The following is a 24,665-nucleotide window of genomic DNA, read 5'->3' as shown; positions in this document are numbered from 1 at the left end:
AAGTGACCAGCAGATCCTGGAAGTTCAGAACGGCGGCGACCACCGTCGCACTCGCCGCAGCCACCGCCACGCTCTCCGCGGCCGGCGTGGCGCAGGCGGACTCGCCGGCCCGGCCGGAAGCCGTGGACCGGCACGACCCGCACCCCGCGAAGGGCATGGACTCCCATGACCTCAAGGGCCCCATGAGCGACACTCAGGAGGCCCAGCGCGAGGAGGCCCTGAAGCAGGTCATATCCGGCAAGGCCTCGGTGAAGAAGAAGGACGGCTCCAACGTCGTCCAGCTCAAGAGCAAGAAGGGCGACGCCAAGTACGTCGAGCTGGGCCGGGAGAAGACCGACAAGATCTTCACCATCCTGGTCGAGTTCGGGGACAAGATCGACAGCCGCTACGGCGGCGACCCCGGCCCGCTGCACAACCGGATAGCCAAGCCCGACCGCAAGACGGACAACTCCACGGCCTGGAAGGCCGACTACGACCAGCAGCACTTCCAGGACCTGTACTTCGGTTCCGGCAAGGGCGTCAACTCGGTCAAGACCTACTACGAGAAGCAGTCCTCCGGCCGTTACTCGGTCGAGGGCGAGGTCTCCGACTGGGTCAAGGTCGACTACAACGAGGCCCGTTACGGCAACAACGACTGCGGCGCCACCAACTGCCCGAGCGTGTGGAACGTCGTCAGCGACGGCCTGAACGCCTGGGTCGAGCAGCAGAAGGCGGCCGGCCGCAGCGACGCCCAGATCAAGGCCGACGCCGCCCGCTTCGACGAGTGGGACCGCTACGACTTCGACGGCGACGGCGACTTCAACGAGCCCGACGGCTACATCGACCACTTCCAGATCGTGCACGCCGGCGAGGACGAGTCCGCGGGCGGCGGCGCCCAGGGCACCGACGCGATCTGGGCCCACCGCTGGTACGCCTTCGGCACCGACGCAGGCGCCACCGGGCCCGAGCAGAACAAGCTCGGCGGCTCGCAGATCGGCTCCACCGGTGTCTGGGTCGGCGACTACACCATCCAGCCGGAGAACGGCGGCCTCGGCGTCTACGCCCACGAGTACGGCCACGACCTCGGTCTTCCGGACCACTACGACACCGCCGGCGGCGACAACTCCACCGGCTTCTGGACGCTGATGTCGTCCGGCTCCTGGCTCGGCACCGGCCGCAACGAGATCGGCGACCTGCCCGGCGACATGACCGCCTGGGACAAGCTCCAGCTCGGCTGGCTGAACTACGACACCGCCAAGGCCGGGGTCAACTCCTGGCACAAGCTGGGCGTGGCGGAGTACAACACCAAGCACAAGCAGGCTCTGGTCGTCGAGCTGCCGAAGAAGGCGGTCACCACCGAGATCACCACCCCTGCCGAGGGCAAGACCCAGTGGTGGAGCGGCAGCGGCGACAACCTCAAGAACACGCTGAGCCGTTCGGTCGACCTCACCGGCAAGTCGGAGGCCGAGCTGACCTTCGACGGCTGGTACGACATCGAGGCCAACTACGACTACCTCTACACCGAGGTCTCCACCGACGGCGGCGCCAACTGGACCGCCGTCGACGGCACGGTGGACGGTCAGCCGATCCCGCGCGACGCCGCCGACAAGCCGGCCCTGCACGGCACGCTCGACGCGTACACGAAGTTCGCCTACTCCCTCGACGCCTACGCCGGCCAGAACATCGACCTCCGCTTCCGCTACCAGACCGACGGCGGCGTGGCCCAGAAGGGCTTCACGGCCGACGCCATCAAGGTCACCGCGGACGGCGAGGCGCTGTTCACCGACAACGCCGAGACCGCGGACGCCGCTTGGACGGCCACCGGCTTCTCCCGCGTCGGCGCGTCCTTCACCAAGGACTACGCGCAGTACTACATCGCCGAGAACCGGCAGTACGTGTCGTACGACAAGACGCTGAAGACCGGCCCGTACAACTTCGGCTTCACGGAGCGCCCGAACTGGGTGGAGCACTACGCGTACCAGAACGGCCTGCTGATCTGGAAGTGGGACACCTCCCAGGCGGACAACAACACCAGCCAGCACCCGGGCACCGGTCTCGTCCTGCCGATCGACTCGCACCCGACCGCGATGAAGTGGAAGGACGGCACGCTGCTGCGCAACCGCGTCCAGTCGTACGACTCGCCGTTCAGCCGCTACCGCACGGACGCCGTCACGCTGCACAAGGCGGACGTGGCGCAGTACTTCCCGGGCTCGAAGGGTGTCTCGGTCTTCAACGACCGCAAGAGCGACTACTACGACGAGTCGAACCCGACCGGTGGCGTCAAGATCACTGACACCAACACGAAGATCAAGATCCTCAAGGAGGCCAAGAACGGCTCGACGATCGAGCTGGAGGTCGGCCCTGCGGGCAGGTAAATAGCATCTGCCCAGGTCAGAGCATGATCGGCGGTGACCCCCTGGCGGGTCGCCGCCGATCCGTGTTTAGGTGCGTCCTGTGGTTCTCTTATTGACACCTGGTTCGACGCCCGGACCTACGCCGGCTGATACGGGGGTATGACCGCATGGCCGCAGGAGGCTTCTGCAAGCTGCCGAACGGCACGGTGGTGGTGGCACTGAACCTGCCCAGCCCCGCCGCCCCGGAGGGCGGGGGCACCGCCCCCGGTGGAGTGCGCTTCCTCGTCCACGCCCAGAACCGGGCGCGCGCCCTGACCAGGCTGCGCAACCTGGGACTGCGCGCCGTCTACCTGCGGGGCAACGCCGCCCCTCCGACCCCCGACGAGATCACGGCGGTCCTGCACCACCCGGACGGCCTCATATGGCGCACGGCACCGGTGGCCGGCGCCGTGGGCGGCCCGGACCTCGTCCAGGAGCTGTGGCATCCGATCCGGGCGCTGCTCAGACGTCCGACGGCACAGACGTGACCGGCTCCCGGGGCTACTGGACGACCGGCTTCCCGGACAGCTCCACGCCCGCCTCCCGCAGCTCCTCCAGCGCCCGCTCGGTGGTCTCCGCGGCCACCCCGGCGGTCAGGTCGAGCAGCACCTGCGTACGGAAGCCCTCGCGCGCGGCGTCCAGGGCGGTGGCCCGTACGCAGTGGTCGGTGGCGATACCCACGACGTCGACCTCGTCGATCTGCCGGGCCCGCAGCCAGTCGGCGAGGGCCGTGCCGTTCTCGTCAGCGCCCTCGAAGCCGCTGTAGGCCGCCGAGTAGGCCCCCTTGTCGAAGACGGCGTCTATCGCGCCGGACGCGACGGCGGGGGCGAAGTTCGGGTGGAAGCCGACGCCCTCCGTACCGGCGACGCAGTGCGCGGGCCAGGAGTGGACGTAGTCGGGGTTGTCGGCGAAGTGGCCGCCCGGCGCGACATGGTGGTCGCGGGTGGCCACGACGTGCCGGTAGCCGGCGGGCGCCTGCCCGATCAGCTCGGTGATGGCGGCGGCCACGTCCGCACCGCCGGACACCGCGAGGCTGCCCCCCTCGCAGAAGTCGTTCTGCACGTCTACGACGATCAAGGCGCGGCGCATGGTCGGTGTCCTTCGACTGGATCGGATGTGAGGTTGAGGGGCACCAGCTTTAGCTACCCGAGCCCCCGTGCACGTACTCCGTCGGAATGACGGGTTCCCCTCGGGAGAGCTGGGTGGCGGACAGCGGGAGGTTGGCGCGGGCGGCCGCGTGGCGGTCCCGGGCGGTGTCCAGCGGCTCGCGGGCGACGACCGCGCCGCCCTTGACCAGCTCGACCAGGAGCTGCCGGTCGGCGAGGTCCTCGGGCACCGGCCCGGTGCCGACCACCTCGGCCTCGGCGTAGCCGTAGTCGTCCAGCCGCCGGGCCGCCCACTTGCGTCCGCCGATCGAGGTCTTGCCGCCGCTGGACTTCTTGGCCACCGGCACCAGCGGAACCCCTTCGTCGGCGGAGTCGGTGCCGTCGGCGGACTCGGCGCGGGCGACCAGCTTGTAGACCATCGAGGCCGTCGGGTGCCCGGACCCGGTCACCAGCTGGGTCCCGACGCCGTACGCGTCCACGGGCGCCGCCGCCAGCGAGGCGATGGCGTACTCGTCCAGGTCCGAGGTCACGACGATCTTCGTCTCCGTGGCGCCCAGCTCGTCCAACTGCTGCCGCACCCGGTGGGCGACCAGCAGCAGGTCGCCGGAGTCGATGCGTACGGCGCCCAGCTCCGGACCGGCGATCTCCACGGCCGTACGGACGGCCTCGGCGACGTCGTAGGTGTCCACGAGGAGTGTGGTGCCCCGGCCGAGCGCGTCCACCTGGGCCCGGAAGGCTTCCCGCTCGTTGTCGTGCAGCAGGGTGAAGGCGTGGGCCGAGGTGCCCACGGTGGGGATGTTGTAGCGGAAGCCGGCGGCCAGGTCGGAGGTGGTCGCGAAGCCGCCGACGTAGGCGGAGCGGGCGGCGGCGACGGCGGCCAGCTCGTGGGTGCGGCGGGCGCCCATCTCGATCAGCGGACGGTCCCCGGCGGCCGAGGCCATCCGGGAGGCGGCGGCGGCGATCGCCGAGTCGTGGTTGAGGATGGAGAGGATCACCGTCTCCAGCAGCACGCACTCGCCGAAGGTGCCCTCCACGCGCATGATCGGCGAGCCCGGGAAGTACACCTCGCCCTCGGGATAGCCCCAGATGTCGCCGCTGAAGCGGTACTGGGCGAGCCAGTCCAGGGTCTCCTCGTCGACGATGTCCCGCTCGCGCAGGAAGCGCAGGACGTCCGCGTCGAAGCGGAAGTTCTCCACCGCGTCCAGCACCCGTCCGGTGCCCGCCACGACGCCGTAGCGGCGCCCGTCCGGCAGTCGGCGTGTGAAGACCTCGAACACGCTCCGCCGCCCGGCCGTGCCCGCCTTCAGGGCGGCTCGGAGCATGGTCAGCTCGTACTGGTCCGTGAAGAGCGCCGTCGAGGGAACGTCCACCGGCAGCCCTAGGTCCGCTGTGTGCATGACGAGGATGCTACCCCCATTTCGTCAGTCTGACGATTTGTGGCTCCGTGGCGTGGCCCACAGGCCCGTTTGTGCGAGTGCCCCCCTGTGGTGGCAGCATGGGCCATGTGACGGCAGCCGCACCCATGGAGATCGAGAAGACCGAATCGGCGGAGGAGGTCTTCGCCGTACCCGAGCCCGACGTGCCCTGGGTGACGATCGTCCACAACGACCCCGTCAATCTCATGAGCTACGTGACGTACGTCTTCCAGTCGTACTTCGGCTACTCGAAGGAGAAGGCCACCAAGCTCATGAAGGACGTCCATCACAAGGGCCGGGCGGTCGTCTCCACCGGCTCGCGCGAGGAGATGGAGCGGGACGTCCAGGCCATGCACGGCTACGGTCTGTGGGCCACCCTCCAGCAGGACCGGAAATGACCCACGCCCGCCCGCAGGACGGAAGTAGCTGAATCGCCTCCATGCCCGGACAATTCGAACCACTCCCCGGCGGCGGTGCGGCCGTCGCCCTCGACGACGTCGAGATCTCCATCATCCGGTCCCTGGCCGTGCAGCTCCTGGAGCTGATCGGTCCCGGCCCCGCCGAGGACGCCTCCGACGACCCGCTCGCCGAGCTCTTCGCCGACGGCCCGAGCGAACCGCCCTCCGACCCGGTGCTGCGGCGCCTGTTCCCGGACGCCTACGGCGACCCCGAGGGCGCCCCGCAGGCCAAGGAGGCCGAGGAGCAGCGGGCGTACTCCGCCGAGTTCCGCCGCTACACCGAGAACGACCTGCGGGCCGGCAAGCGCGACAACGCGCTCGCGGTCATCCGCACCCTGGACACCCTCGCCTCGGCGTCGGCCGGCGAGGGGGGCGCGGTGCTGAAGCTGCCGCCCCAGGAGTCCCAGCAGTGGCTGCGCGCCCTGAACGACCTGCGCCTCGCGATCGGCTCCCGGCTGGAGATCGCCGACGAGGACGACACCGACCTGCTCTACCGGCTCCCGGACGAGGACCCGCGCAAGCCGATGGTGATGGCGTACCTGTGGCTCGGCGGGCTCCAGGAGTCGCTCGTCGCGACCCTTATGCCCTGAACGAGGCGGTTCGCCCACGCAAGGTGTCCGCTCAGCGGAGCCTCAAATCCGGGTAATGATCCCGTCAAACCGGCGCCCTTTTTTGCACCCCTGGGGCGCCTTTTGTTCGCTTCTGTCTGTGTGACACGTCACAGATCGCCTCTGTGGCCAGGGACGCGGTCGTGGTAAATCTTCACGACCGCCCGGCGAACACCACCCGAATGTTCGGCCGGGTGCGCCACCGAGCCGGCGGACCGCCGGCCAGGCAAAAGAGCGGGGCGTGAGGCCCGCTCGACTCCATCATCCGGGGGGATCGAGACCCGATCCGAGGCCGACGCAAGGCCCGGGTCGGCATGGAGAAAGGCGCACCACACATGACCTCTGCGCAGGTCGACACGGACAAAGCCCCCGAAGAGGGCTACGAGCGCGGGCTCAACAGCCGCCAGGTCCAGATGATCGCGATCGGCGGCGCCATCGGCGTCGGCCTCTTCCTGGGCGCCGGGGCCAACATCGCCAAGGCCGGCCCCAGCATCATCCTCATGTACGCCCTGGCGGGCGTGATCATCTTCTTCATCATGCGGGCGCTCGGCGAACTCCTGCTCTACCGACCGGTCTCCGGCTCCTTCGCCGAGTACTCGCGCGAGTTCCTCGGCCCCTTCTTCGGTTACTTCACCGGCTGGACGTACTGGCTGATGTGGGTGGTCACCGGCATGGCGGAACTCACCGCCGCCGCCATCTACATCCACTACTGGTTCCCGGACATCCCGCAGTGGGTGTCGGCCCTGGTCTTCCTGGTGCTGCTGTTCGTGGCCAACCTGATCTCGGTGAAGCTGTTCGGCGAGATCGAGTTCTGGTTGTCGATGGTCAAGGTCACCGCCATCATCGGCATGATCGTGATCGGCGTCGGCGTGCTCACCCTCGGCTTCAGCCAGGCCGGCGACACCGCCGCCGTCTCCAACCTGTGGGCCTTCGACGGCTTCTTCCCCAAGGGCATCGGCTCGTCCCTGATGACCCTCCAGGGCGTCATGTTCGCCTACCTCGCCGTCGAGTTGGTCGGTGTCACCGCCGGTGAGTCGGAGAACCCGGAGAAGACCCTCCCCAAGGCGATCAACACCCTGCCCTGGCGCATCGCCCTCTTCTACGTCGGCGCCCTCACCGTCATCCTGGCCGTGGTGAAGTGGACGGAATTCGCCGAGGGCGTCAGCCCCTTCGTGAAGGCGTTCACCGTCATCGGCATCCCGGCCGGCGCCGGCATCGTCAACTTCGTCGTGCTCACCGCCGCCCTGTCGTCCTGCAACTCCGGCATGTACTCCACGGGCCGCATGCTGCGCACCCTCGCGGACAACGGAGAGGCTCCCAGGGTCTTCAGCCGGCTGTCGTCGACCAAGACCCCGGCCATCGGCATCGGCATCTCGGTGATCTTCATGGGCATCGGCGTGGTCCTGAACTACGTCGTCCCGGAGAAGGCCTTCGGCTACGTCACCTCCATCGCCACCGCCGCCGGCATCTGGACCTGGCTGATGATCCTGATCAGCCACGTGCTGTACCGCCGCAAGGTCGTCGCGGGCCGCCTGCCCGCCTCCTCCTTCCCGGCGCCGGGCGGCTCGGTGTGCTCCTACATCGCCATCGCCTTCCTGCTCTTCGTCACCTGCCTGATCGCCTACGACGCCGACGCCCGCGTCTGCCTGTACGTGATGGCCGGCTGGGCCGCCGCCCTCGGCATCGGCTGGGCCGTGCTCAAGAGCCGCAACCCGGAGATCACCGAGCGGCCCGGCGAACCGGAGTTCGAGAAGATCGGCTGACAGTCGTCCCGGTCGTCCCGCCGACCGGCGCTGACCAGCGCGTTCGCGCGCATCACGGACGTCCGGCCGCACGGGGTGCTCGTGGCACCCGGCACGGCCACCGCTCAGGATGTCCGGCATATGGGCCGTCCCGTACCACCCATCGGTACGGGACGGTCCTTCTGCTTATCCTGGGCCGCATGTTGACCATCACCCAGGCCCTGTACGACCAGATCGTCGCCCACGCGCGCGAGGACCACCCCGACGAGGCGTGCGGCGTGGTGGCCGGCCCCGTGGGCGAGGGCCGCCCCGAGCGGTTCGTCCCGATGCTGAACGCCGCCCGCTCGCCGACCTTCTACGAGTTCGACTCGCAGGACCTGCTCAAGCTCTACCGGGAGATGGACGACCGGGACGAGGAGCCGGTGGTCATCTACCACTCCCACACGGCCACCGAGGCCTACCCCTCCCGTACCGACATCACCTACGCCAACGAGCCCGGCGCCCACTACGTCCTGGTCTCCACGGCGGACACCGACGGTGCCGGCGACTTCCAGTTCCGGTCGTTCCGGATCCTGGACGGCGAGGTGACCGAGGAGGAGGTCAAGGTCGTGGAGGCGTACTGAGGGCCTGAGCGAGAGCCCACCGATACCGCATCGCGGACGTAAAGCGTCCACAAGGTGAGATCACACTCCGAATGCCGGACCGGGAATCGATACGATGAGCCCATGGTTCTTCTCGACGTGAGCGAAAAGGCGCCGGGCACGCTGCTCGTGGCGCGGCTGCACGTCGACCTGTGCAGGCTGAACAGCGCCATCTGTTGATCTTCCGCTGCCGCCGTACGGCCGTGCGCCGCGGCGGGCTGCCGCGTGCCGCCGTGCGCCCCACCGAACCCACGACACCTTCCGACAGGAGCCCTCAGCCATGGCCATCGAGGTCCGCATCCCGACCATCCTCCGCCAGTACACCGACGGCCAGAAGGCGGTGGAGGGCACCGGGGACACCCTCGCCGAACTCTTCACCGACCTCGAGACCCGGCACACGGGCATCCGGGCCCGACTCGTCGACGAGGCGAACGGCGACCAGCTGCGCCGCTTCGTCAACGTCTACCTGAACGACGAGGACGTCCGCTTCCTGGACGGCATCGACACCAAGCTCACCGACGGCGACAGCATCACGATCCTGCCGGCCGTCGCCGGCGGTATGGCCTGATCGGCGATGCGCTACGACTCCCCGCTGGCCGCGGTGGGCAACACCCCTCTGGTGCGCCTGCCGCGGCTCTCGCCGTCCGACGACGTCCGCGTCTGGGCCAAGCTGGAGGACCGCAACCCGACCGGCTCGATCAAGGACCGCCCCGCGCTCCACATGATCGAGCAGGCGGAGAAGGACGGCCGCCTCACCCCGGGCTGCACGATCCTCGAACCGACCAGCGGCAACACCGGCATCTCACTCGCCATGGCCGCCAAGCTCAAGGGCTACCGCATCGTCTGCGTGATGCCCGAGAACACCTCCCAGGAGCGCCGGGACCTGCTCGCCATGTGGGGCGCGGAGATCATCTCCTCCCCGGCCGCGGGCGGCTCCAACACCGCCGTACGGGTCGCCAAGGAACTCTCCGCCGAGCACCCGGACTGGGTGATGCTCTACCAGTACGGCAACCCGGACAACGCCGGCGCCCACTACGCCGGCACCGGCCCGGAGATCCTCGCCGACCTGCCGTCCATCACCCACTTCGTGGCCGGCCTCGGCACCACGGGCACCCTGATGGGCGTGGGCCGCTACCTGCGCGAGAACAAGCCGGACGTGAAGATCGTCGCCGCCGAACCGCGCTACGACGACCTGGTGTACGGCCTGCGCAACCTCGACGAGGGCTTCGTACCCGAGCTGTACGACGCCTCCGTCCTCACCACCCGCTTCTCGGTGGGCTCCGCCGACGCGGTCACCCGCACCCGTGAGCTGCTCCAGCAGGAGGGCATCTTCGCGGGCGTCTCCACCGGCGCCGCCCTGCACGCCGCGATCGGCGTGGGGAAGAAGGCGGTGAAGGCCGGCGAGAGCGCGGACATCGTGTTCGTCGTCGCCGACGGCGGCTGGAAGTACCTCTCCACCGGCGTCTACACGGCGGCCACCGACGAGGAGGCCATCGACACCCTCCAGGGCCAGCTCTGGGCCTGACCGCTCACTCGGCGAGGTGACGGACCTGGTCCCACAGGACCGGGTCCACCACACCCACCCGCCGCCGGAAGTCCCCCACGGGCACCTCCCGCAACTCGTCGGTCTCCAGGAAACTCGTCCGCCCCCGCGCGTCCCCGACCGAGCCCGGCGGCAACGCGATCACCCCGGCCCGCCCGGCCCGGTACCGGCTGGTGATCTTCGCCACCAGTACCCGCCGCCCGCGCACCTGGACCACCAGACACGGCCGGTCCTTCGCACCGCCGGAGTCCTCGTACGGCACGTTCGCCCACCAGATCTCCGCGGGCCGCGGCCGGCCCGCCCGCCCCCTCGGCCCCGTGGGCCGACCCGGCGGACGCCGGCTGCCGCCCGGCCGCGGAGGCCGCCGCCCCCGACCCCAGCCGTCGACGACCGTGGCGACGAGCGCGAGCAGTACCACCGCCGCGAGGGCGAGCCACCAGGACCTGTCCATACCGACGACCGTACCGGCGCGCACTGCCCCCGCGCGCCCCCTCCATGGCCCCGCGCGCCCCGCTTCCAGCCGAACCGGTGACACCGCAGGTGAGTTCGCCCACAACGGCCCCTGGCGGAGGAGCGACCCAAGGTTTTGCGCCTTACGCTCGACAAACCGCACGACCCCCGTCTCTCCACACGCGCCAGCGGAGGTTTCTGCTTCATGAAGCTCACCGTCGTCGGCTGCTCGGGGTCGTTCCCGTCCGCGGAATCGGCCTGCTCGAGCTACCTCGTCGAGGCCGACGGCTTCCGGCTGCTCCTCGACATGGGCAACGGTGCCCTCGGCGAGTTGCAGCGCCACTGCGGTCTCTACGACCTCGACGCGATCTTCCTCAGCCACCTGCACGCCGACCACTGCATCGACATGTGCGCCTACTTCGTGGCGCGCTACTACCGGCACGAAGGCGGCCGCTGCGCCCCCCTCCCGGTCTTCGGACCCGAGGGCACCGAGCACCGGCTCACCACCGCCTACGCCGACACCCCCTCCGCCTCGTCCATGAGTGAGGTCTTCGACTTCCACACGGTCAAGCCGTCCACCTTCGAGGTCGGACCCTTCACCGTGCACACCGAACGCGTCGCCCACCCCGTGGAGGCCTACGCCATCCGGGTCGAGCACGGCGGCAGGTCGCTGACCTACTCCGGCGACACGGGCGTCACCGCCACGCTGGACGAACTCGCCCGCGACACCGACCTGTTCCTGTGCGAGGCCGCGTTCACGCACGGCAAGGAGAACATCCCCGACCTGCACCTCAACGGCCGCGAGGCGGGCGAGAGCGCCGCCCGCGCCGGCGCCCGCCGCCTGGTCCTCACCCACATCCCCCCGTGGACCGACCCCCGGATCAACCTCGCCGACGCACGCGAGGTCTACGACGGGCCGGTGGAGGTCGCCGCGGCGGGCGCGGTGTACGAGATCTAGCTAGCCCCGGCTCAGGGACGACGAGGGCCCCGGAACCTTCCCGGTTCCGGGGCCCTCGTCATGCCTGGCTACGGCGGGGACTCACGCCTTCGTGAGGTCCTCGACCTCCTCCTCGGGCTCGCGGCCCGGGGTCTTCAGGTTGAACTTGATGATCGCGAAGCGGAACGTCACGTAGTAGATCGCCGCGAACACCAGACCGATCGGAATGATCAGCCATGGCTTGGTGGCGAGATGCCAGTTCAGGGCGTAGTCGATGGCACCGGCCGAGAAGTTGAAGCCGGCGTGCACACCCAGGCCCCAGGTGATCGCCATCGAGACGGCGGTGAGCACCGCGTGCAGCACGTACAGGACCGGCGCGATGAACATGAACGAGAACTCGATCGGCTCGGTCACACCGGTGACGAACGAGGTCGCGGCCAGGGAGATCATCATGCCCATCACGGCCTTGCGGCGCTCCGGGCGGGCGCAGTGCGCGATGGCGATCGCGGCGGCCGGCAGACCGAACATCATGATCGGGAAGAAGCCCGACTGGAAGATACCGGCGGACGGGTCACCGGCCAGGAAGCGGGTGATGTCGCCGTGCACGACCTCACCGGCGGAGTTCGTGAAGTCGCCGAGCTGGAACCAGGCCACGGTGTTGACGAACTGGTGCATGCCGACCGGGATCAGCGCGCGGTTCACGCCGCCGAACAGGGCCGCGCCACCGGCGCCGAGGCCGGTCATCCACTCGCCGAAGTTCGAGATGCCGGTACCGATGGGCTCCCAGACCAGACCGAAGAAGACACCGACCACGATGCCGACGAAGGCCATGATGATCGGCACCAGCCGGCGGCCGTTGAAGAAGCCGAGCCAGTCCACCAGCCTGGTGCGGTGGAACCGCTGCCACAGCACCGCGGCGAGCAGACCCATGATGATGCCGCCGAGGACACCCGGGTCGTTGTACGTCGCGGCGACGTCCTCGCCCTTCTTGACCACCGCCTCGGTGACCGGGAAGGCCTCCAGGACCTTGCTGTACACGAGGAAGCCGACCACCGCGGCCAGAGCGGTCGAGCCGTCCGCCTTCTTGGCGAAGCCGATGGCCACGCCTATGCAGAACAGGATCGGCAGCGAGCCGGTCAGAGCACCGCCCGCGTTGTTGAAGACGGCGGCGACGCGGTCCCAGCCCAGGCCGTCCTTGCCGAAGATGTCGTCCTGGCCGAGCCGGACCATGATGCCGGCCGCCGGAAGCACGGCGATCGGCAGCTGCAGGCTGCGGCCGACCTTCTGCAAACCCTGGAAAAGACCAGATCCCCGCTTCTTTGCGGGGGCCGCCTTGTCGGTGGCGGTGCTCATACTTCCTCCATCGGGTGGTGGTCTACACCACTCAGTGGTGTAGACCTGTTGTAGCACGATGAAGGCCGCGTAAGGAACCCGCGATTCCGCGACGGAGGCACTACGCGCAGTACCGGGTCGAGCCCCCTGGCCAGGGCCCCGCGAGGGCGTGCCGAAGGCCCCCGGACGGTCGGTCCGAGGGCCTTCGCTAGACCACGGTCAAAGGGTACGCGAGGGTGCGTGAGGTCTACACCTTCGTCACGTCCTCCACCTCGTCCTCCGGCTCCCGCCCCGGCGTCTTCAGGTCGAACTTCGTGATCGCGAACCGGAAGACCACGTAGTACACCACCGCGAAACACAGACCGATCGGAATGATCAGCCACGGCCTGGTCGCCAGATTCCAGTTGATGACGTAGTCGATCAGCCCCGCCGAGAAGCTGAACCCGTCCTTCACGCCCAGCGCCCACGTCACCGCCATCGACACACCCGTCAGCACCGCGTGCACCGCGTACAGCACCGGAGCGATGAACAGGAACGAGTACTCCAGCGGCTCCGTGATCCCCGTCACGAACGACGTCAGCGCCACCGACAGCATCAGACCGCCGACCTCCTTGCGCCGATGCGGCTTCGCGCAGTGGGTGATCGCCAGCGCCGCCGCCGGCAGCGCGAACATCATGATCGGGAAGAAGCCCGAGGTGAACTGGCCCGCGTTCGGGTCGCCCGCCAGGAACATGTTGATGTCGCCGTGCACCACCGTGCCGTCCGGCTTCGTGTACGAACCGAACTGGAACCACATCGGCACGTTCAGGAACTGATGCAGGCCGATCACCAGCAACGCCCGGTTCGCCAGCCCGAACACACCCGCACCCCAGGCGCCCAGCCCCGTCAGCCAGTCGCTGAAACTCTCCAGCGCGTCACCGATCGGCGGCCACACCCACAGACACAGCGCCGCGAACAGGATCGCCACGAACGCCATGATGATCGGCACCAGCCGGCGCCCGTTGAAGAACCCGAGCCAGTCCACCAGCTTCGTCCGATGGAAACGCTGCCAGAAATAGGCCGTCAGCAACCCCATCACGATGCCGCCGAAGACCCCCGGATTCTGGAACGTGAACGCCGTCACCGTCCCCGACCCGTCCGTCAACTGGCACCCGATCTGCGGCACCGCCTCCGAACCCTCCGGACAGTCCTCCGGGAACTGCCGCAGCACGTTGAAGTAGACGAGGAACCCCGCCACCGCCGCCAGCGCCGTCGAACCGTCCGCCTTCTTCGCCATCCCGATGGCCACGCCCACGCAGAACAGCAGCGGCAGCCCCAGTGAACCGTCCAGCAGCGCACCGCCCGCGCCGGTCATCACCTTCGAGACGTTCGTCCACCCGAGACCGTCGTCCCCGAAGACGTCCGGCTGCCCCAGGCGATTGAGAATGCCCGCCGCGGGCAGGACCGCAATGGGCAACTGAAGACTGCGGCCCATCTTCTGCAGGCCCTGGAACGCCTTGTTCCATCGGGCGCGTGCAGGGCTGACCCCACTGTCGGCACTCATCCGGTCTCCATCCGGTCGCCGGTACACTGGTGTAGACCAGTTGACAGACGGCTCCGCCGCCGTGACGCCATCATTCGGTACAAGCCCCACCGATGGCTCGCGAAGATGGGCCAACTGTGGGTTACTGCGACAAAGCGGCTCGGATCAGGGAGAAAGAACATGGCCAGCAAGGCTGAGAAGATCGTCGCCGGCCTCGGCGGCATCGACAACATCGACGAGATCGAAGGCTGCATCACCCGCCTCCGCACCGAGGTCAACGACCCCGCGCTGGTCAACGAAGCCGCCCTGAAGGCCGCCGGCGCCCACGGCGTCGTCAAGATGGGCACCGCCATCCAGGTCGTCATCGGCACCGACGCCGACCCGATCGCAGCCGAGATCGAAGACATGATGTAAAGACGCCGAGCGCACCCAGGGGCCCCTCCCACCACGGGACGGGCCCCTGCCCGTGCGCCCGCTAGGCTCACCCGCATGTCACGAATCGACGGCCGCACCCCCCAGCAGCTCCGCCCCGTCACCATCGAACGCGGCTGGAGCAAGCACGCCGAAGGCTCCGTCCTCGTCTCCTTCGGCGACACCAAAGTCCTCTGCAACGCCTCCGTCACCGAAGGCGTCCCCCGCTGGCGCAAGGGCAGCGGCGAAGGCTGGGTCACCGCCGAATACGCCATGCTCCCCCGCGCCACCAACACCCGCGGCGACCGCGAGTCCGTCAAGGGCCGCATCGGCGGCCGCACCCACGAGATCAGCCGCCTCATCGGCCGCTCCCTGCGCGCGGTCATCGACTACAAGGCACTCGGCGAGAACACCATCGTCCTGGACTGCGACGTACTCCAGGCCGACGGAGGCACCCGCACCGCCGCCGTCACCGGCGCCTACGTCGCCCTCGCCGACGCCATCACCTGGGCCCAGACCACCAAGAAGCTCATCAGGCCCAGCCGCAAGCCCCTCACCGGCACCGTCTCCGCCGTCTCCGTCGGCATCGTCGACGGCACCCCCCTCCTCGACCTCCGCTACGAGGAAGACGTCCGCGCCGACACCGACATGAACGTCGTCTGCACCGGTGACGGACGCTTCGTCGAGGTCCAGGGCACCGCCGAGGCCGAACCCTTCGACCGCGACGAACTCAACGCCCTCCTCGACCTCGCCGCCGCCGGCTGCACCGAACTGGCCGAACTCCAGCGCAAGGCCCTTGACGCGGTCCTCGAAAAGTAAAGAGAACACCAAGGACGGATCAAGAAAAGGCGGCCCGGAGGCGCAACTCCACCGCCCGCCACCGCGTCACTAGCAGTACAACAGCACAGCAGTTCTACGGGCGTGCGGCCTCACCAGCCGTACGCCCGACGTCGCACCGACCGAACACGGGCCGCCCGGCCTGTCCCAAGGGGAGGACCGAGACCCATGGCCGCGAGCCGCCACCGCCGCCTTCGCCGCACCACCGTCACCGCCGCCGCCACCGTGGCGGCCATCGCCCTGACGGCCGGACTCACCACCGGATGCGACGCCGTCGACAAGGCCCTCGACTGCGTCCAGACCGCCGACGCCATCGCCGACAGCGTCACCGCACTCCAGCAGGCCGTGGAGAACGCGTCCAACGACCCGACGCAACTCGAGGAATCCCTCGACTCCATAGACAAGAACCTCGACAAGATCGGCGACAAGAGCGACAACGCCGACGTCAACAAGGCGGTCGACGACCTCGGCAAGGCCGTCGACAACGTCCGCACCTCCGTCGAGAACGGCGACAACACCCCCGACCTCAGCCCCGTCACCGACGCGGCCGGCGAACTGACGAAGGTCTGCACGCCGTAAGGGCGGTGCGAGCGGGACGGCGAGGGCCGGGATACTGAACCCCATGACCCGCTTGATCCTCGCCACCCGCAACGCCGGAAAGATCACCGAACTGAGGGCCATCCTCGCCGACGCAGGCCTGCCCCACGACCTCGTCGGCGCGGACGCCTACCCGGAGGTCCCCGACGTCAAGGAAACCGGCGTCACCTTCGCCGAGAACGCCCTCCTCAAGGCCCACGCCCTCGCCCAGGCCACCGGCCTCCCCGCCGTCGCCGACGACTCCGGCCTCTGCGTCGACGTCCTGAACGGCGCGCCCGGCATCTTCTCCGCCCGCTGGTCCGGCACCCACGGCGACGACAAGGCCAACCTCGACCTCCTCCTCGCCCAGATCGGCGACATCGCCGACGAACACCGGGGCGCGTACTTCGCCTGCGCGGCGGCCCTGGCCCTGCCGGACGGCACGGAGCGGGTCGTCGAGGGCCGGTTGCGCGGCACCCTGCGCCACGCCCCGGCCGGCACGGGCGGCTTCGGCTACGACCCGATCCTCCAGCCGGAGGGCGAGACGCGCACGTGCGCGGAACTGACGGCGGACGAGAAGAACGCGATCAGCCACCGGGGGAAGGCGTTCCGGGCGCTGGTGCCGGTGGTGCGGGAGCTGCTCGGCTGAGCAGCCGAAGAACGTACTGGTGCGGCCGGAGGGACTCGAACCCTCACGGGAGTTACCCCACTGGGACCTAAACCCAGCGTGACTGCCAATTCCACCACGGCCGCCCGGCGCTGCTGCCCGGCCATGCTACTGGTCGGGCAGCGCCGTCAGATCCCCAGATCCTTGATGATCTTGGCTACGTGGCCCGTCGCGCGGACGTTGTACAGGGCGCGTTCCACCTTGCCGTCCTCGTCGACGACGATCGTGGAGCGGATGACGCCCATGTAGGTCTTGCCGTAGTTCTTCTTCTCGCCGAAGGCCGCGTACGCGTCCAGGACCTTCTTGTCCGGGTCGGCGAGGAGGGTGACCTTCAGGGACTCGGCGTCGCGGAACTTGGCCAGCTTCTCCGGCTTGTCCGGGGAGATGCCGATCACGTCGTAGCCGGCGCCGGTCAGCAGCTCCAGGTTGTCCGTGAAGTCGCACGCCTGCTTCGTGCAACCGGGGGTAAGGGCAGCAGGGTAGAAGTACACGATGACCTTGCGGCCCTTGTGGTCGGACAGGGACACCTCGTTGCCGTCGGCGTCCGGGAGGGTGAAGGCGGGGGCCACGTCCCCGGGCTGGAGTCGCTCGCTCATCGAACCAGCGTAACCGGGGGTCCTGACAGTGCAGCGGGGCGAGTAGCTGACAGACTGTCCGGAACAGCGTCAGCAGACTTCGGAGGCCGTACGGTGGCGGACACGTCGGACATCAGAACCCCGGCGCAGATCGAGGCGGACATCAAGCGCCGCCGCGAGGTGCTGGCCGAGACGCTCGACGAGATCGGGATGCGGGTGCACCCGAAGACGATCGTGGGCGATGCGAAGGCCAAGGTCGCTTCCAGCGTCGATCACACCCTCGGGCGTGCGTACGTCGGGGTCAATCGTGTGGTCAGCGATGTGAAGTCGCAGTTCGTGGACGAGGAGGGCTCGCCCCGGATGGAGCGGGTGGTGCCCGTCGCGCTCGTCGTGGTCGGCGTGGTGGGGCTGCTCGCCCTGGGCGGTACCCGGCGGCGCCGGCGATGAGCCAGGGCAGGTAGGTTCAGGGCGTGAGCGACAGGAGAAACGAGCACAGTTCCCCGGACGACAAGCTGCCCATCCGGATGCTGCACGACCGCGTACTCGTGCGGCAGGACACCGGTGAGGGCGAGCGGCGTTCCGGGGGCGGGATCCTGATTCCCGCCACGGCGGCGGTCGGCAAGCGGCTGGCCTGGGCCGAGGTCGTCGCGGTGGGGCAGAACGTACGGACGGTGGAGCCGGGCGACCGGGTGCTGTACGACCCGGAGGACCGTGCGGAGGTCGAGGTGCGGGGCACGGCGTACGTGCTGATGCGCGAGCGTGATCTGCACGCGGTGGCCGCGGACCGCTTCGAAGGGTCGGAGGACTCGACCGGGCTGTACCTCTGAAACAAGGGGCCGTATCGGATCTCAGGGGCTGGTGACCAAGGTCACCAGCCCCTTTCCGCTGCCTTTGCTAGCTTGGGAAGTACCCCGACGAGACGCGCCGTACCGGGCTGAAGGAAAAGACGACGCACCACCGTTCAGTCCGTTCACGGAGGTGCCTGTCATGGCCTGGGTTCTGTTGCTCGTCGCCGGTCTGCTCGAGGTCGGCTGGTCGATCGGGATGAAGTACACGGACGGGTTCACCCGTCTCGTCCCGAGTCTGTTCACCGGTGCGGGGATCGTCGCCAGCATGGTGTTGCTGTCGTACGCGGCCCGGACGCTGCCCATCGGTACCGCCTACGGCGTGTGGGTGGGGATCGGCGCGGCCGGTGCGGCGGTGCTCGGCATGGTGGTGCTGGGTGAGCCGGTGACCGCCGCCCGGATCTTCTTCATCTGTCTGCTGCTGGTCGCCGTGGTGGGTCTGAAGGCGACCTCCGGGCACTGACGTCCCGGGGCGCTGTCACTGGCGGCGGGGTGTGACGGGGATGCCGGCGACCGTTCCGGTGTCCGAGTCGCCTCCGCCGCCCGCGCCGGTCGTGTCGCCGCCGCCTCCTTCTGTGGTGCCGCCGCCGTTCGTCGAGTCGTCCCCGCCTCCGTCGCCGCCGCCCGTGGGGCCCGGTTCGGTGGTGGCGCCGCCCGTGGTGGGACCGCCGGTCGACGGGTCGCCGGTGCCGGTGTCGCCGCCCGGCGGGGTGCTGCCGCCGCCGGTCCGGCCCGGGGTCGCGGTGTCGGTGTCCTCCTCGTCGCCGGTCGGCTCGTCGTCGGGATCGCCGCTGCCGCTCTCGTCGCCCGTTCCGGGTTCGTCCGAGGAGTCGCCGGACGGGGAGGCGGTGACGTCGGCGCCGGTCTGGAGCTGGAGGTCGAAGTCGGTGACCGGTTCGCCCTTGAGGGCGTCGCGGGTGTACTGGCCCCAGATCTCGGCGGGCGCGCCGCCGCCGTTGACGCGGGGCAGGCCCATCGCGCCGTAGAGCGACTTGTGGGCGGCGGTCTCCGGGTCCTGGCCCATGACGGCGATGACGGTGGCCAGCTCGGGGGTGTAGCCGGCGAACCAGGCGGCGGTGTCCTCCTCGGCGGTGCCGGTCTTGCCGGCGGCGGGGCGGCCGGCGGCCTGGGCGGCGGTGGCGGTGCCGTTCTGGACGACGCTGCGCAGGACGGAGGTGGTGGTGTCGGCGGCCTCGCGGCTGACGGCCTGACGCTCGCGCCGCTCGGGCAGCTCGACCTCGTGCTTGCCGTCCTTCATGACCTTCTCGACCAGCGTGTACGTGCCGTGCCTGCCGTGGTTGGCGAGGGTGGCGTACGCCTCGGCCATGTCGAGGGGGCTGGCGGTGGCCACGCCGAGGGCGATGGAGGGGGAGGGGGTCAGCTCGGGGGTGTTCTTGGAGAGGCCGAGGTCGATCGCGGTCTGCTGGACCTTGTCGGAGCCGACGTCCACGGCCATCTGGGCGTACACGGCGTTGACGGACTTGTCGGTGGCCTCGCGGACGGTGACGTCGCCGTAGTCGCGGTGGTCCTCGTTCTCCGGGGCGTAGCGGCCGCCGCTCCAGCCCTGGACGGGGCGTTCGCTGGTGCCGTCGTAGGTCGTGTTCGGGTTGATCGTGCGGCCGTCCTGCGTCTCGGAGTGGTTCTCGACGGCGGACGTGAACACGAAGGGCTTGAAGGTGGAGCCGACCTGGAAGTCGCGGCGGGTGGCGTTGGGTGTGTACTGCTTGACGTAGTCGATGCCGTTGTACATCGCGACGACCTTGCCGGTCTCCGGGTCGACGGAGGCGCCGCCCGCGCGGACGTAGGTGTCGACCTTGCGTTCCTTCTTGTCCAGTTTGGACATGAGCTTGTCGTCGACGGCCTTGACGAAGGCGTTCTGCTTGTCCTTCTGCAGGGTGGTGGTGATGCGGTAGCCGCCGCGGTCGAGTTCCTCCTCGTCGACGACCTCGTGCTGGACCAGGTAGTCCCTGACGATGTTGACGACGTAGCCGCGCTGCCCGGACATGTTGGTGGAGATGGTGCTCTCCTTGGGCGCGGGGAACTTCTGGTTCGCGCGTTCGGCCCGGCTGAGCCAGCCCTTCTCGACCATGCCGTCCAGGACGTAGTTCCAGCGGGCCTCGGCGGCGGGCTTGTTCTCGGGGTGGGCGACGACGTCGTACTGGCTGGGCGCGTTGAGCAGGGAGGCGAGGTAGGCGCCCTGGGCCGCGGTGAGGTCCTTGGCGTCGACGCCGTAGTAGGCCTGGGCGGCGGACTGGATGCCGTAGGCGCCGCGGCCGAAGAAGCTGGTGTTGAGGTAGCCCTCGAGGATCTCGCTCTTGCTCTTCTCGCGGTCGAGCTTGATCGAGATGAAGAACTCCTTCACCTTGCGGGTGATGGTCTGTTCCTGCGCGAGGTAGTAGTTCTTGACGTACTGCTGGGTGATGGTGGAGCCGGACTGCTTGCCCTTGCCGGTGGCGGTGTTCCAGCCGGCGCGGACCATGGCTCCCGGGTCGACGGCGGACTCGGTGTAGAAGTCGCGGTCCTCGGCGGCCAGGACGGCGTGCTGGGCGTCCTTGGAGATGCGGGCGAGGCCGACGCTCTCCCGGTTGACCTCGCCGTCGCGGGCGAGGACGCTGCCGTCGGCGTACAGGTAGACGTTGGACTGCTTGGTGGCGAGCGCGTTGGCGGCCGGGATCTGTACCAGGTGGTAGCCGATGAAGAAGCCGCCGATCAGCAGCAGGACGCCGATGAGGCAGGTGCTCAGTACGATGCGCCAGGTCGGGACGAGCCGGCGCCATCCGGTGCGCGCCGGCCGCTTGGGCTTCTTGGCCTTCCCGTCGCCGGCCTTCCCCTCGCCGGCCGCCTGGGGCTCTCTCGGCGCCCAACCCTGGTTCGGCTGCTGCGGCTGCGGCTCGTCGCTCATCTCGTGCACGGACTCCTGTTTCGCGTCGTACGGTCTGGTCTCGTACGGCCTTGTACGCCTCTGCGTCCTCCGGCGCCTTCTCACGCCTTTGACGCCCTCTGAAGAAGACTCTCGCACCGGGCGTTCCGTTCCCACTCGGCGGCACACCCGCGAAATTCCGTGGCACGTGCCGTCGCCGTCGCACTAGGCTCCTGCGCTTCGGTGCCATTCGGAGGGTGGGAGTCGTGGGCGTGGGCTCGGGGCGGTTGTACGCGGCCGTCGCGGCGGGGGGATTCCGACGGTACGCGACCTATCGGGCGGCCACCGCCGCCGGGGTGTTCACCAACACGGTCTTCGGATTGATCCTGGTATACACCTATCTGGCCCTGTGGGACGAGAAACCGCAGCTCGGGGGCTACGACCAGGCGCAGGCCGTCACTTTCGTGTGGCTGGGACAGGCGTTGCTGGCGGCGCTGGCGATCGGGGGCGGCGGGTTCGAGGACGAGCTGATGGAGCGCATCCGTACGGGTGACATCGCCGTCGATCTGTACCGGCCGGCGGATCTTCAGCTGTGGTGGCTGGCGGCGGATGTGGGGCGGGCGCTGTTCCAGTTGCTGGGGCGCGGGGTGGTGCCGTTCGCCTTCGGCTCGCTGTTCTTTCCGGTGGCGCTGCCGCGGGAGGTGGCCACGTGGGGGGCGTTCCTGGTGGCGGTGGTGCTGGCGGCGGTGGTGAGTTTCGCGCTGCGGTACCTGGTGGCGCTCTCGGCGTTCTGGCTGATGGACGGCATGGGGGTGACGCAGATGGCGTGGCTCGCGGGGTTCTTCTGTTCGGGGATGCTGCTGCCGCTGAACGTGTTCCCCGGCGGGCTCGGTGAGGTCGTACGGATGCTGCCGTGGTCCTCGCTGCTCCAGGCGCCGGCGGACGTGCTGCTGGGAGAGGCCGATCCGCTGGGGACGTATCTCTTCCAGGCGGGCTGGGCGGTGGCGCTGCTGGCGGTGGGGCGGCTGGTGCAGTCGGCGGCTACGCGACGGGTGGTGGTCCAGGGTGGCTGAGACGGCTCACGCGGACGGGAGGACGGAGCCCTCCGGCCGGGTCACCGAGGGGCTGCGCACGTACCGGCTGATCGCGGCGATGTGGATCAGGTCGACGATGGCGTACCGGACGTCCTTCGCGCTGACGACGTTCGGGAACTTCGCGGCGACCGCGCTGGACTTCGTGGCGATCCTGCTGATGTTCTCCCGCGTCGACGCGCTGGGCGGCTGGTCGCTGGCCGAGGTGGCGTTCCTGTACGGGGTGTCCGGTGTCTGCTTCGGGCTGGCCGACCTGGCGATCGGCTCGATGGAGCGGCTGGGCCGGCGGGTGCGCGACGGCACGCTGGACACGCTGCTGGTGCGTCCGGCGCCGGTGCTGGCGCAGGTGGCGGCCGACCGGTTCGCGCTGCGCCGGCTGGGCCGGGTGACGCAGGGGGTGCTGGTGCTGGGGTACGCGCTGACGGTCCTGGACGTCGACTGGACGGCGGCGAAGCTGCTGCTGATGCCGGTGATGCTGCTCAGCGGGGCGGGGATCTTCTGCGCGGTGTTCGTGGCCGCGGCGGCGTTCCAGTTCGTGGCGCAGGACGCCTCGGAGGTGTCGAACGCCTTCACCTACGGCGGTACGACGATGTTGCAGTACCCGCCGACGGTGTTCGCGCTGGACCTGGTGCGGGGGGTGACGTTCGTGATGCCGCTGGCCTTCGTCAACTGGCTGCCGGCGAGCTACGTGCTGGACCGGCCCTATCCGCTGGACCTGCCCCGGTGGGTGGCGTTCGCGCCGCCGCTCGTGGCCGTGGCCTGCTGCGCGCTGGCGGGGCTGGCCTGGCGGGCGGGGCTTCGCTCGTATCGGAGTACGGGGAGTTGAGGGAGTTGAGGGCGTTGGCCGAGGTGGACACCGTGGGGCCGGGTGCGGGGGCCTTCATCGAGCTGGACGGCGTCGAGAAGGTCTTCGACGTGCGCAGGAAGACGGGCTTCCTCAAACGGGAGCGGCGGCAGGTGCGGGCCGTGGACGGGCTGTCGTTCACCGTGGCACGCGGCGAGATGGTCGGCTACATCGGCCCGAACGGCGCCGGGAAGTCGACGACGATCAAGATGCTCACCGGCATCCTGACGCCGAGCGGCGGCCGACTGCGGGTGGCGGGCATCGACCCGTCCCGGGAGCGGATCCGGCTGGCGCACCGCATCGGGGTGGTCTTCGGGCAGCGGACGACGCTGTGGTGGGATCTGCCGCTGATCGACTCCTACCGGCTGATGCACCGCATGTACCGCATTCCGGAGGCCCGTTACCGGGAGAACCTGGACCGCTGCGTGGAACTCCTCCAGCTCCAGGAGCTGCTGGACGTGCCGGTGCGGCAGTTGTCGCTGGGCCAGCGGATGCGGGGTGACATCGCGGCGGCGCTGCTGCACGACCCGGAGGTGCTGTACCTGGACGAGCCGACGATCGGCCTGGACGTGGTGTCGAAGGCCAAGGTGCGGGGTTTCCTGCGGGACTTGAACGCGGAGCGCGGCACGACGGTGCTGCTGACCACGCACGACCTCCAGGACATCGAGCAGCTCTGCTCGCGGGTGATGGTGATCGACCACGGGCGGCTGATGTACGACGGTCCGCTGGACGGGCTGCACGAGGCGGGGGAGAGCGAGCGGACGCTGGTGGTGGACCTGGAGCGGGAGTTGCCGCCGATCGAGGCGCCGGCACCCGCGCGGGTGGTGCGGGTGGAAGGGCCCCGGCAGTGGCTGGCGTTCCCGGCCTCGGCGTCGGCGGCGGGACTGGTGGCGCGGATCGCGGCGGAGTATCCGCTGGTGGACCTGTCGGTGCGGGAGCCGGACATCGAGTCGGTGATCGCCAAGATGTACGCGGAACGCGCGGGCGCGTAGTGTCCGGCGCGGCGACCTCGTAGGCTGCTGTACATGACCGACGACGCCCCGGAACTCCGCGCATCCGACGCCGACCGTGAACGAGTCGCCGAGGTCCTGCGGGACGCCCTCGCGGAGGGGCGCCTGGACATGACCGAGTTCGAGGAGCGACTGGACGCCACGTACAGCGCGCGGACATACGGGGATCTGACGCCGATCACCCGGGACCTGCCGGCCGGCCCCGTGGACGGGCCGCCCCGGGTGTCGATGACCAAGGAGCCCGAGCGCGCCGGGGGCTGGGCGGGCCGGATCACCGGGGGTGAGCCGTCGTCGACGTGGGCGGTCGCCGTGATGTCCGGGTTCCAGCGCAAGGGGCGCTGGACGGTGCCGAGGCGGTTCAACTCCTTCGCGTTCTGGGGCGGCGGGGACATCGACCTGCGCGAGGCGGACTTCGCGCACGACGAGGTCGTGATCAACTGCGTCGCGATCATGGGCGGGATGAACGTGATCGTGCCGCCCGGGGTCGAGGTGATCGTGCGCGGCATCGGGATCATGGGCGGCTTCGACCACCGCGAGGAGGGCGTCCCCGGCGACCCGGGCGCCCCGCGCGTCGTCGTGACGGGCTTCGCCTTCTGGGGCGGGGTCGGTGTCGAGCGCAAGCTGACGCGGGCGGAGAAGCTGCGGATCAAGGAAGAGCGCCGGCAGGAGAAGCTGGAGCGCAAGGGCCGCAAGGAACTGGACGGCTCGCGCCACGGCCTCCTCCACGATCTGCACCGCGAGGAGGAGCGGGACCGCCGCCGGGACCGCCGCCGGGACAGCTGATCCGTCCAGCGGTGCACCGTCGAGCGGTGTCCCGCCGGCG

28 protein-coding genes, 1 tRNA gene and 1 riboswitch are annotated in these 24,665 nt (G+C 69.4%); of the genes, 21 read left to right on the top strand and 8 right to left on the bottom strand.

The annotated features are described in order from the left end of the window. The first annotated feature begins 2 nt into the window (after positions 1-2). Both ACFW48_RS03550 and ACFW48_RS03545 read left to right on the top strand, forming a co-directional pair. Entirely contained in the window at positions 3-2,354 is a 2,352-nt protein-coding gene (locus tag ACFW48_RS03550) for an immune inhibitor A domain-containing protein (RefSeq protein ID WP_386310059.1), read from the top strand. A gap of 146 nt (positions 2,355-2,500) precedes the next feature. Continuing rightward, complete coding sequence (locus tag ACFW48_RS03545) at positions 2,501-2,860, top strand: hypothetical protein (RefSeq protein WP_386310057.1); 360 nt, start codon at positions 2,501-2,503, stop codon at positions 2,858-2,860. 13 nt (positions 2,861-2,873) lie between these two features. Here the strand turns inward: ACFW48_RS03545 and ACFW48_RS03540 are convergent, their stop codons facing one another. Then, on the bottom strand, positions 2,874-3,461 hold the full coding sequence (locus tag ACFW48_RS03540) for a nicotinamidase (RefSeq protein ID WP_386310055.1): 588 nt from the start codon (positions 3,459-3,461) through the stop codon (positions 2,874-2,876). Positions 3,462-3,510: 49 nt separating this feature from the next. Next, entirely contained in the window at positions 3,511-4,875 is a 1,365-nt protein-coding gene (locus tag ACFW48_RS03535) for a nicotinate phosphoribosyltransferase (RefSeq protein ID WP_386310053.1), read from the bottom strand. Positions 4,876-4,973: 98 nt separating this feature from the next. Between ACFW48_RS03535 and clpS the strand changes: the two genes are divergently transcribed. The 7 genes from clpS (at position 4,974) to ACFW48_RS03500 (ending at position 9,867) form a co-directional block, all read left to right on the top strand. Continuing rightward, on the top strand, positions 4,974-5,291 hold the full coding sequence (gene clpS / locus ACFW48_RS03530; protein ID WP_279559661.1) for an ATP-dependent Clp protease adapter ClpS: 318 nt from the start codon (positions 4,974-4,976) through the stop codon (positions 5,289-5,291). Positions 5,292-5,332: 41 nt separating this feature from the next. Beyond that, a complete protein-coding gene (locus tag ACFW48_RS03525) occupies positions 5,333-5,941 on the top strand; it encodes a DUF2017 domain-containing protein (RefSeq protein ID WP_386310051.1) in 609 nt (202 codons plus the stop codon). Positions 5,942-6,294: 353 nt separating this feature from the next. Next, entirely contained in the window at positions 6,295-7,722 is a 1,428-nt protein-coding gene (locus ACFW48_RS03520) for an amino acid permease (protein WP_386310048.1), read from the top strand. Between the two features lie 179 nt (positions 7,723-7,901). Next, a complete protein-coding gene (locus ACFW48_RS03515) occupies positions 7,902-8,324 on the top strand; it encodes a Mov34/MPN/PAD-1 family protein (protein ID WP_053131720.1) in 423 nt (140 codons plus the stop codon). A gap of 102 nt (positions 8,325-8,426) precedes the next feature. Continuing rightward, positions 8,427-8,522, top strand: coding sequence for a putative leader peptide (locus tag ACFW48_RS03510; RefSeq protein WP_310873142.1), 96 nt, complete (start codon positions 8,427-8,429; stop codon positions 8,520-8,522). 100 nt (positions 8,523-8,622) lie between these two features. Continuing rightward, positions 8,623-8,910 carry a MoaD/ThiS family protein gene (locus tag ACFW48_RS03505; RefSeq protein WP_386310045.1) on the top strand — a complete coding sequence of 96 codons (288 nt, stop codon included), beginning with the start codon at positions 8,623-8,625 and terminating at the stop codon, positions 8,908-8,910. Between the two features lie 6 nt (positions 8,911-8,916). Beyond that, a complete protein-coding gene (locus ACFW48_RS03500; RefSeq protein WP_386310042.1) occupies positions 8,917-9,867 on the top strand; it encodes a PLP-dependent cysteine synthase family protein in 951 nt (316 codons plus the stop codon). A 4-nt stretch (positions 9,868-9,871) separates the two neighbouring features. On the opposite strand, the gene ACFW48_RS03495 is transcribed toward ACFW48_RS03500, so the two are convergent. Then, entirely contained in the window at positions 9,872-10,336 is a 465-nt protein-coding gene (locus tag ACFW48_RS03495) for a type II toxin-antitoxin system PemK/MazF family toxin (RefSeq protein ID WP_386310040.1), read from the bottom strand. A gap of 204 nt (positions 10,337-10,540) precedes the next feature. Here ACFW48_RS03495 and ACFW48_RS03490 point away from each other — a divergent pair, with 204 nt between their 5' ends. Beyond that, entirely contained in the window at positions 10,541-11,293 is a 753-nt protein-coding gene (locus tag ACFW48_RS03490) for an MBL fold metallo-hydrolase (protein ID WP_386310038.1), read from the top strand. Positions 11,294-11,374: 81 nt separating this feature from the next. Here the strand turns inward: ACFW48_RS03490 and ACFW48_RS03485 are convergent, their stop codons facing one another. Both ACFW48_RS03485 and ACFW48_RS03480 read right to left on the bottom strand, forming a co-directional pair. Then, positions 11,375-12,625: a PTS transporter subunit EIIC gene (locus ACFW48_RS03485; protein WP_386310036.1), complete on the bottom strand. Its 1,251-nt coding sequence runs from the start codon at positions 12,623-12,625 to the stop codon at positions 11,375-11,377. A gap of 226 nt (positions 12,626-12,851) precedes the next feature. Beyond that, positions 12,852-14,147 carry a PTS transporter subunit EIIC gene (locus tag ACFW48_RS03480; RefSeq protein ID WP_386310260.1) on the bottom strand — a complete coding sequence of 432 codons (1,296 nt, stop codon included), beginning with the start codon at positions 14,145-14,147 and terminating at the stop codon, positions 12,852-12,854. A gap of 159 nt (positions 14,148-14,306) precedes the next feature. Between ACFW48_RS03480 and ACFW48_RS03475 the strand changes: the two genes are divergently transcribed. The 4 genes from ACFW48_RS03475 (at position 14,307) to rdgB (ending at position 16,599) form a co-directional block, all read left to right on the top strand. Next, complete coding sequence (locus tag ACFW48_RS03475; protein WP_003975905.1) at positions 14,307-14,540, top strand: glucose PTS transporter subunit EIIB; 234 nt, start codon at positions 14,307-14,309, stop codon at positions 14,538-14,540. A gap of 75 nt (positions 14,541-14,615) precedes the next feature. Further along, a complete protein-coding gene (gene rph / locus ACFW48_RS03470; protein WP_386310033.1) occupies positions 14,616-15,356 on the top strand; it encodes a ribonuclease PH in 741 nt (246 codons plus the stop codon). Positions 15,357-15,542: 186 nt separating this feature from the next. Further along, entirely contained in the window at positions 15,543-15,953 is a 411-nt protein-coding gene (locus ACFW48_RS03465; protein ID WP_386310031.1) for a hypothetical protein, read from the top strand. A 43-nt stretch (positions 15,954-15,996) separates the two neighbouring features. Further along, the gene (rdgB, locus tag ACFW48_RS03460) at positions 15,997-16,599 is read left to right on the top strand and encodes an RdgB/HAM1 family non-canonical purine NTP pyrophosphatase (RefSeq protein ID WP_386310029.1); all 603 of its coding nucleotides are present in this window, start codon (positions 15,997-15,999) and stop codon (positions 16,597-16,599) included. A gap of 17 nt (positions 16,600-16,616) precedes the next feature. Here the strand turns inward: rdgB and ACFW48_RS03455 are convergent. Next, positions 16,617-16,703, bottom strand: a tRNA-Leu gene (locus ACFW48_RS03455). A gap of 42 nt (positions 16,704-16,745) precedes the next feature. Continuing rightward, positions 16,746-17,213 (bottom strand): thioredoxin-dependent thiol peroxidase, encoded by a 468-nt coding sequence (gene bcp / locus ACFW48_RS03450; RefSeq protein WP_386310026.1) that lies wholly within the window; start codon positions 17,211-17,213, stop codon positions 16,746-16,748. Between the two features lie 93 nt (positions 17,214-17,306). On the opposite strand from bcp, the gene ACFW48_RS03445 reads away from it, so the two are divergent. The 3 genes from ACFW48_RS03445 to ACFW48_RS03435 all read left to right on the top strand — a co-directional run bounded on the left by ACFW48_RS03445 (position 17,307) and on the right by ACFW48_RS03435 (position 18,500). Then, entirely contained in the window at positions 17,307-17,639 is a 333-nt protein-coding gene (locus tag ACFW48_RS03445; protein ID WP_386310024.1) for a DUF3618 domain-containing protein, read from the top strand. 77 nt (positions 17,640-17,716) lie between these two features. Further along, positions 17,717-18,019, top strand: coding sequence for a GroES family chaperonin (locus tag ACFW48_RS03440; RefSeq protein ID WP_386310258.1), 303 nt, complete (start codon positions 17,717-17,719; stop codon positions 18,017-18,019). Between the two features lie 65 nt (positions 18,020-18,084). Then, positions 18,085-18,148, top strand: a riboswitch (guanidine-III (ykkC-III) riboswitch). 31 nt (positions 18,149-18,179) lie between these two features. Continuing rightward, positions 18,180-18,500, top strand: a complete 321-nt coding sequence (locus ACFW48_RS03435) for a multidrug efflux SMR transporter (protein WP_055417143.1) — start codon at positions 18,180-18,182, stop codon at positions 18,498-18,500. A gap of 15 nt (positions 18,501-18,515) precedes the next feature. Here the strand turns inward: ACFW48_RS03435 and ACFW48_RS03430 are convergent, their stop codons facing one another. Continuing rightward, positions 18,516-20,939 carry a transglycosylase domain-containing protein gene (locus ACFW48_RS03430; protein ID WP_386310022.1) on the bottom strand — a complete coding sequence of 808 codons (2,424 nt, stop codon included), beginning with the start codon at positions 20,937-20,939 and terminating at the stop codon, positions 18,516-18,518. Between the two features lie 224 nt (positions 20,940-21,163). Here ACFW48_RS03430 and ACFW48_RS03425 point away from each other — a divergent pair, with 224 nt between their 5' ends. From ACFW48_RS03425 to ACFW48_RS03410, 4 genes are read left to right on the top strand one after another with little or no spacing between them, the layout of a single operon-like run. Further along, positions 21,164-21,970, top strand: a complete 807-nt coding sequence (locus ACFW48_RS03425; RefSeq protein ID WP_386310257.1) for an ABC transporter permease — start codon at positions 21,164-21,166, stop codon at positions 21,968-21,970. Continuing rightward, entirely contained in the window at positions 21,963-22,814 is an 852-nt protein-coding gene (locus ACFW48_RS03420; RefSeq protein WP_386310019.1) for an ABC transporter permease, read from the top strand. Before ACFW48_RS03425 ends, ACFW48_RS03420 begins: the two co-directional genes overlap by 8 nt. 5 nt (positions 22,815-22,819) lie before the next feature. Then, positions 22,820-23,824 (top strand): ATP-binding cassette domain-containing protein, encoded by a 1,005-nt coding sequence (locus ACFW48_RS03415; protein WP_386310018.1) that lies wholly within the window; start codon positions 22,820-22,822, stop codon positions 23,822-23,824. A 33-nt stretch (positions 23,825-23,857) separates the two neighbouring features. Next, on the top strand, positions 23,858-24,625 hold the full coding sequence (locus tag ACFW48_RS03410) for a DUF1707 domain-containing protein (RefSeq protein ID WP_386310016.1): 768 nt from the start codon (positions 23,858-23,860) through the stop codon (positions 24,623-24,625). Positions 24,626-24,665: the final 40 nt, after the last annotated feature.

Source organism: Streptomyces sp. NPDC058812 (assembly GCF_042744565.1).
Taxonomy (GTDB): domain Bacteria; phylum Actinomycetota; class Actinomycetes; order Streptomycetales; family Streptomycetaceae; genus Streptomyces; species Streptomyces thinghirensis.
Note: the sequence above shows the minus strand (reverse complement) of the source record. Positions and strands in the feature narration are given on the sequence as shown.

Excerpts from the sequence above, each read along its gene's own strand:
- ACFW48_RS03545 (WP_386310057.1), top strand. The coding sequence starts at position 2,501 with ATGGCCGCAGGAGGCTTCTGCAAGCTGCCGAACGGCACGGTGGTGGTG.
- ACFW48_RS03540 (WP_386310055.1), bottom strand. The coding sequence starts at position 3,461 with ATGCGCCGCGCCTTGATCGTCGTAGACGTGCAGAACGACTTCTGCGAG.
- ACFW48_RS03535 (WP_386310053.1), bottom strand. The coding sequence starts at position 4,875 with ATGCACACAGCGGACCTAGGGCTGCCGGTGGACGTTCCCTCGACGGCG.
- clpS (WP_279559661.1), top strand. The coding sequence starts at position 4,974 with ATGGGCCATGTGACGGCAGCCGCACCCATGGAGATCGAGAAGACCGAA.
- ACFW48_RS03525 (WP_386310051.1), top strand. The coding sequence starts at position 5,333 with ATGCCCGGACAATTCGAACCACTCCCCGGCGGCGGTGCGGCCGTCGCC.
- ACFW48_RS03520 (WP_386310048.1), top strand. The coding sequence starts at position 6,295 with ATGACCTCTGCGCAGGTCGACACGGACAAAGCCCCCGAAGAGGGCTAC.
- ACFW48_RS03515 (WP_053131720.1), top strand. The coding sequence starts at position 7,902 with ATGTTGACCATCACCCAGGCCCTGTACGACCAGATCGTCGCCCACGCG.
- ACFW48_RS03510 (WP_310873142.1), top strand. The coding sequence starts at position 8,427 with ATGGTTCTTCTCGACGTGAGCGAAAAGGCGCCGGGCACGCTGCTCGTG.
- ACFW48_RS03505 (WP_386310045.1), top strand. The coding sequence starts at position 8,623 with ATGGCCATCGAGGTCCGCATCCCGACCATCCTCCGCCAGTACACCGAC.
- ACFW48_RS03500 (WP_386310042.1), top strand. The coding sequence starts at position 8,917 with ATGCGCTACGACTCCCCGCTGGCCGCGGTGGGCAACACCCCTCTGGTG.
- ACFW48_RS03495 (WP_386310040.1), bottom strand. The coding sequence starts at position 10,336 with ATGGACAGGTCCTGGTGGCTCGCCCTCGCGGCGGTGGTACTGCTCGCG.
- ACFW48_RS03490 (WP_386310038.1), top strand. The coding sequence starts at position 10,541 with ATGAAGCTCACCGTCGTCGGCTGCTCGGGGTCGTTCCCGTCCGCGGAA.
- ACFW48_RS03485 (WP_386310036.1), bottom strand. The coding sequence starts at position 12,625 with ATGAGCACCGCCACCGACAAGGCGGCCCCCGCAAAGAAGCGGGGATCT.
- ACFW48_RS03480 (WP_386310260.1), bottom strand. The coding sequence starts at position 14,147 with ATGAGTGCCGACAGTGGGGTCAGCCCTGCACGCGCCCGATGGAACAAG.
- ACFW48_RS03475 (WP_003975905.1), top strand. The coding sequence starts at position 14,307 with ATGGCCAGCAAGGCTGAGAAGATCGTCGCCGGCCTCGGCGGCATCGAC.
- rph (WP_386310033.1), top strand. The coding sequence starts at position 14,616 with ATGTCACGAATCGACGGCCGCACCCCCCAGCAGCTCCGCCCCGTCACC.
- ACFW48_RS03465 (WP_386310031.1), top strand. The coding sequence starts at position 15,543 with ATGGCCGCGAGCCGCCACCGCCGCCTTCGCCGCACCACCGTCACCGCC.
- rdgB (WP_386310029.1), top strand. The coding sequence starts at position 15,997 with ATGACCCGCTTGATCCTCGCCACCCGCAACGCCGGAAAGATCACCGAA.
- bcp (WP_386310026.1), bottom strand. The coding sequence starts at position 17,213 with ATGAGCGAGCGACTCCAGCCCGGGGACGTGGCCCCCGCCTTCACCCTC.
- ACFW48_RS03440 (WP_386310258.1), top strand. The coding sequence starts at position 17,717 with ATGCTGCACGACCGCGTACTCGTGCGGCAGGACACCGGTGAGGGCGAG.
- ACFW48_RS03435 (WP_055417143.1), top strand. The coding sequence starts at position 18,180 with ATGGCCTGGGTTCTGTTGCTCGTCGCCGGTCTGCTCGAGGTCGGCTGG.
- ACFW48_RS03430 (WP_386310022.1), bottom strand. The coding sequence starts at position 20,939 with ATGAGCGACGAGCCGCAGCCGCAGCAGCCGAACCAGGGTTGGGCGCCG.
- ACFW48_RS03410 (WP_386310016.1), top strand. The coding sequence starts at position 23,858 with ATGACCGACGACGCCCCGGAACTCCGCGCATCCGACGCCGACCGTGAA.